Origin of the sequence: Promicromonospora kroppenstedtii DSM 19349 (assembly GCF_000515355.1) — a bacterium.
Classification (GTDB): domain Bacteria; phylum Actinomycetota; class Actinomycetes; order Actinomycetales; family Cellulomonadaceae; genus Promicromonospora; species Promicromonospora kroppenstedtii.
Window position 1 is genome coordinate 99,293 of the sequence record NZ_KI911686.1, and the last position, 5,309, is coordinate 104,601.

Consider the following 5,309-nt stretch of genomic DNA (forward strand, 5'->3'; position numbering starts at 1 on the left):
CGCGGCCTCACGTGCGGCCGTGGTCTCGGGTACGAGCTCGTAGTTCTCGTCGAGCACGGTGCCCCGGTGCGGCTTGTACAGGTCGTAGCCGCGCGGGTTGCACTGCAGACCGCCGTTGATGCAGTGCTCCACGAGCCGCCGCAGCACCTCGGGGTCCCAGGCATTGACGAAGTCGTAGTGCCACGACTGGTCGGACCCGCTCACCAGCGCGACGTCGGACATGTCGCCGCTGACCGGCCACGCGATCTTGAACTCCAGCATGGGCACCGCGACGGGGTGGCTCATGGGGCACTGGCCCGCCTCGGGGTACGCCATGTGCGAGCCGTGGCCCATGTGCGCCGACTCCTCCGGCGTCAGGTGCATCCCGTCCCAGCAGCTCGGCGCCTGGTAGCGGATGTTGAGCTGAGTGCCCTCCGGACAGTGGGCCGGGATCTCCCAGCTCTTGGAGATGTCGCCGCACTCCCAGCCCTCGACGGCGCCCGGCGCGGTGCGGAACTCCTCGACAGTGGCCATCATGTCGCCGGTGACGAACTGGAGCCCTTCCGGGAACGGCACCACGTCCTGGTAGTCGTCGATGCCCGACTTGTAGTAGACGGTCATGGGGATGTTCGGCTCCACCGGCACGCCGCCCTTGGTGAGGGCGGGGAACCAGTAGGCCGAGTGGTCCTGCGGCACCGTGCAGGTGCTCTCCGGCATGGCGTGCAGGCTCGTCGGCGTGGTGAACGCGTCCGTCGAGCGGTTGCCGATGAACGTGTGCAGGTGCGACCGGCCCGGCTGGTTCGGGTACACGATCGAGTCGTCCGGCAGGAAGTGCGAGAACTCGCAGTTCGCCTGGAACTCGTGGTGCGTCACCTCGTCGCCGGGGAACGGCGGCGGGTCCTCCGGCCCGCCCGCCTCGCCGTCGCCGAACACCTGGAACTCCAGGAGCGAGTAGCCGTACCCGGTGCCGCGGGCCGTGCCGACGAGCTGCACGTACCGGCCGGTGCCGGTGATGTCGTACACCTCCGTGCCGCCCGTGCCGGCGCCCTCGGTGACGACGGTGGTCCAGGTCTGGGCGTCGGACGAGACCTGGAGCGTGAACGCCGCGCCGTACGCCGCCTCCCACTCCAGGGCCACGTGGTCCAGGGCGTAGGAGCGGCCCAGGTCGATCCGGATCCACTCGTCGTCCGTGGGGGCGCTGGCCCAGCGGGTGGTGCGGTCGCCGTCGACCGCGAAGCGCGGCCCGAGGCCGCCGGACTCGGAGCTGGACGCGGCCGTGAGCGCACCCTGCGAGAGCAGGGTGTTCGGCTCGGCGACCGCCGTGGTGGCGCCGATGGTGCCGGCCGCGCTCAGGGTCGAGGCGAGCAGGGCCGTGGCGAGCGCGCCCGCCGTCGTCCGGGATCTGTTGCCGCGAGGAGTGCTGAGTGCCGTGCGCATGGTTCCTCCTTCTTCGGTGGTGTGCGTTGCTGCCTCACTGTCTGATCACTGCTGGTAGACGCCGACCTCGTACAGCGAGTAGCCCCACTCCGTGCCGCGCTCGGTGAGGTTCAGCCGCAGGTAGCGACCGGTGCCGGCCACGTCCAGGCTGTCGACGCCGCCGTTGCCGCCCGTCACGGTCCGGACCGTGGTCCAGGTGCTCCCGTCGTTCGACGTCTGCACCTGGTAGGACTTGCCGTACGCGGTCTCCCAGACGAGCTGCACGTGGTCGAACGACCGCACCGACCCGAGGTCCACCTGCCACCACGCCGTCGGACCCCACTCGCTGGCCCAGCGCGTGGTGGCGTCGCCGTCGACGGCGCGTCCCGGCGTCCAGTCGCCGTTCCACGGGTCGAAGCTGGACGCCATGGCGGTCTTGCCCCGCGCGATGTCGGTCCCGTCGACCGGCGGCGCGACGACGCGGAACGACCTCGTCTCCACGCCCACGTTCCCGTGGCCGTCCTCGGCGAACACGTAGACCTTCCAGACGCCGAGCATCTCGGGCGCCGTGACCCGGAACGTGCCGGGCGCGGTCTGGTCGAAGTCGGCCTGTGCGATGCCGCCCGCGTTGTTGACGTACTTGCTGTTCAGCATCACGTTGGCGTCGATCGGGTCGCCGTCCGGGTCGGTGACGTCCACGCTGACCGTGAACTCCTCGCCCGCGGACACCGCCGTCGCGCCCTGGACGTCCATCGCGGTGATGCGCGGCGGGGTGTTCATACCGGAGGTGTCCACGCCCCAGGCCCGCGCGATCGAGTAGTAGCCGAGGCGCTTGTTGTCGCCGGGAATGACGTTGAACCAGACGCCGCCGAAGTCGCCCTCGATGCCGTAGTGGAAGAACGTGGCGCCCAGCGCGACGCCGTCGTGCTCCCGCAGGCAGCGCCAGGAGTCGACGTACGCCTGCTCCTTCTCCAGGTCGGTCGGCTCGTCGGGCACGCCGTTCGCGTCGTCCGGCACCTCCCACTCACCGGCCGCGCCGCCCTCCGTGATGATGTACGGCCGGTCGTAGCCGCCGGCCTCCCAGGCCGCGGGCACGTTGCACAGGTCGCCGTACGCGTTGACCGAGAGCAGGTCCAGGTCCGGGGCGTTGCGCTCGAGGTACGGCCAGGCGCCCACCCACGCGTCGGTGCTGGTGGTCGGGTGCTTCGCGTCGGCCTGGTGCACGGCCACGCTCACCTCGTCGACGAACGCCGCGTACGCGTTGCGGATCTCCTCGAGCTCCGTGCCCGAGTAGCAGTTCTGCAGGCCCAGGAGCGACTCGTTGCCGATGTTCCACATGAGCACGCCCGGGTGGTCCTTGTACGCCGCGACCTGGCTGAGGATGTCGGCCTTCGTAGTCGCCTTGTAGGTCGCGTCGCTGCGGTAGTCGATGCAGCCGCCCGACCCCGGCCCGCCGCCCGGCAGGAGCCAGAAGCCCATCACCACGCGGACGTCGTGCGCCGCCGCCGAGTCGAGGAGCTGGCGGGTGTCCGCCCCGGTGCCCCAGGTGCGGATCGTGTTGGCGCCCATCGCCGTGAGCGTCGGCATGTAGTGGTCGGCCGTGCTGAACGCCGGGCCCCACGTGAACCCGCGCACCGTGTACGGCTGCCCGTCCACCTCCAGGTCCCAGGCGCCGTTGCCGCCCACCACCTCGACGGTGCTCGCGCCCGCGTCCCGCACCGGGACGTCCGGGTGGCCGGGATTCACGTAGTCCGGATCCCCGGGGTCGCCCGGGTCCGTGCTGCCGCCGGCCGCGCCGAAGACGCGCAGCTCCCACAGCGAGTTGCCGTACCCGCCCGAGCGCGCGGTCGACAGCAGCCGCACGTACCGCGCCGTCCCGTCGACGTCGAAGGCGTCGGTGCCGCCGTCGCCCGAGGTGGTCGAGTACACGGTGGACCAGGACGTTCCGTCGGCCGAGACCTGGAACTGGTACTTCGTGGAATACGCGGACTCCCAGACCAGCTCCACGTGATCGAGGGCCGCGGACCGCCCCAGGTCGACCCGGATCCACTGCGGGTCGCTGAACTCGCTGGCCCAGCGCGTGGTGAGGTCGCCGTCGACGGCGGCGCTCGCGGGTGTGTAGTCGGGGTTCTCCACAGAGGAGGCGGTGGCGGGGCGGCCCTGCGACAGCAGGACCGGCTCGGCCTGTGCGGCGGGTGCCGAGGCCGCGGGCGCGACGAGCGCAGCCGCGGCCAGCAGGCCGGTCGCCAGGGTGGCGGCCCCGACGCGGGCCCCGCGCCTGAGCCGTCGCGTCCGGGCGCCGGGTGATCCGGTGGTGGTCATGGTGTTCCTCTCCGTCCGCTCGTCGGCCAGGTGCAGGGGCCGGGGCGCGGTTCGTCGTTGAGCCTGCACTCGCGTCGCTCCGGTGCGCCGCGAGTTGGGAGAGCGCTCTTACGCCGCCCATCCTTGACCTGCTCTTGGCGGAGCGTCAAGAGTTTGTCCGTGACACTTCGCCTGCTGTTTTCTGCGGTTTCCTCGTGTTTGCAGCGTTTGGATAGGCTTTGATCAGGGTGTCGGACTGTGCTGGAGCCGCCGCATCTCATCCGCCCGGGTTCCTTTGGAGAGCGCTCTTACTCTGTTACCGTCGGCCTGTGAGCAAGGATCTGCGGCGTCCGGCGCCGACTCTGGAGGACGTGGCGAAGGTCGCCGGCGTCTCGCGCGCGACCGTGTCCCGGGTCATCAACGGCAAGCGCAAGGTGGCGCCCGCGGTCCAGGAGGTGGTGCTGGAGGCCGTGGCTGAGACCGGCTACGTGCCGAACCGGGCTGCGCGCTCCCTGGTCACGCGCCGCACGGGCACGGTCGCGGTCGTCATCTCGGGTGCGGACGCCGACCCGGAGGGCGAGCTCGACCTGTCCGGTGTCTTCTCCGACCCGTTCTTCGGCCGGGTGGTCGGCTCCCTGGTGCGGACGCTGCGGCCCCACGACGTGCACCCGGTCCTCATGTTCGCCGACGACGCGCAGACCCGGAGCCAGGTCACCTCGTACCTGCGGTTCGGGAACGCGGACGGCGCCCTGCTGGTCTCCACGTACGCCGACGACCCGCTCCCCGAGGAGCTCATCGGCACCGGCCGGCCCATCGTGCTCTTCGCCCGGCCGGTGCACGCGATCCCGGCGAGCTACGTGGACCTCGCCAACGCTGACGGCGCCCGGCTGGCCGCCAACCACCTGCTCGACCGTGGCTGCCGCACGCTCGGCGTCATCTCCGGGCCGCTCGACGTCCCGTCCGCGCGGGACCGGCTCGACGGCTTCCGGGACGCCGCGGCGCGGCGCGGGCACGCGTTCGTCCCGAGCGTCGCGGGGTCGTTCACGTTCGAGAGCGGGGAGACCGCGATGGCAAAGCTGCTCGCCGCTGCACCGGACCTGGACGGCGTCTTCGTGTCGAACGACCTCATGGCCCAGGGTGCGATCCACGTGCTCCAGTCCCAGGGCCGGCGCGTGCCCGACGACGTCGCGATCGTCGGCTTCGACGACAGCCCGGTGGCGGTACAGGCCCGGCCCCGGCTGACGACGGTGCGCCAGCCCGTGGAGAAGATGGCGGAGGAGATGGCGCGGATGTTGCTGGAGCAGATCGACGCCGACGAGCCGGCGGTGCGCTCGGCGATCTTCGAGCCGATCCTGGTGGTCCGCGACTCGGCGTGAGTCGTCCACGACGTACGGGTACCCGTGTGGGAATCCCTCACGACCAGGCTGGGAGCATCTTGCTAGGTTCCTGAACAAATCGGCCGACGTATCGACGCCGGCCCAGGACCCGAAGCGAGGTGGTTCCCCGTGAGAGCTCGTCGCGTACCGCTCTTTGTCGCAACCCTTGTCGCCGCACTCCTGACGACCGGGGTCGTCGCAGTCCCCGGCTCGGCAGCGCCCGCCGCCGATACCGCC

Annotated in this window: 3 protein-coding genes; 1 reads left to right on the forward strand and 2 read right to left on the reverse strand. The window is 71.1% G+C overall.

Annotated features, from left to right (window positions below):
- Both PROKR_RS15090 and PROKR_RS15095 read right to left on the reverse strand, forming a co-directional pair.
- Window positions 1-1,416: DUF1996 domain-containing protein (locus tag PROKR_RS15090; protein ID WP_084800462.1), on the reverse strand; the 1,416-nt coding region annotated here is incomplete at its 3' end.
- 45 nt (window positions 1,417-1,461) lie between these two features.
- Entirely contained in the window at window positions 1,462-3,717 is a 2,256-nt protein-coding gene (locus tag PROKR_RS15095) for a discoidin domain-containing protein (RefSeq protein WP_036964454.1), read from the reverse strand.
- Window positions 3,718-4,025: 308 nt separating this feature from the next.
- Here PROKR_RS15095 and PROKR_RS15100 point away from each other — a divergent pair, with 308 nt between their 5' ends.
- On the forward strand, window positions 4,026-5,072 hold the full coding sequence (locus tag PROKR_RS15100) for a LacI family DNA-binding transcriptional regulator (RefSeq protein WP_157602123.1): 1,047 nt from the start codon (window positions 4,026-4,028) through the stop codon (window positions 5,070-5,072).
- The last annotated feature ends 237 nt before the right edge of the window (window positions 5,073-5,309 follow it).

What these genes read in the sequence shown, in the direction of transcription:
- PROKR_RS15095 (WP_036964454.1), bottom strand. Translation starts at nt 3,717, where the DNA reads ATGACCACCACCGGATCACCCGGCGCCCGGACGCGACGGCTCAGGCGC.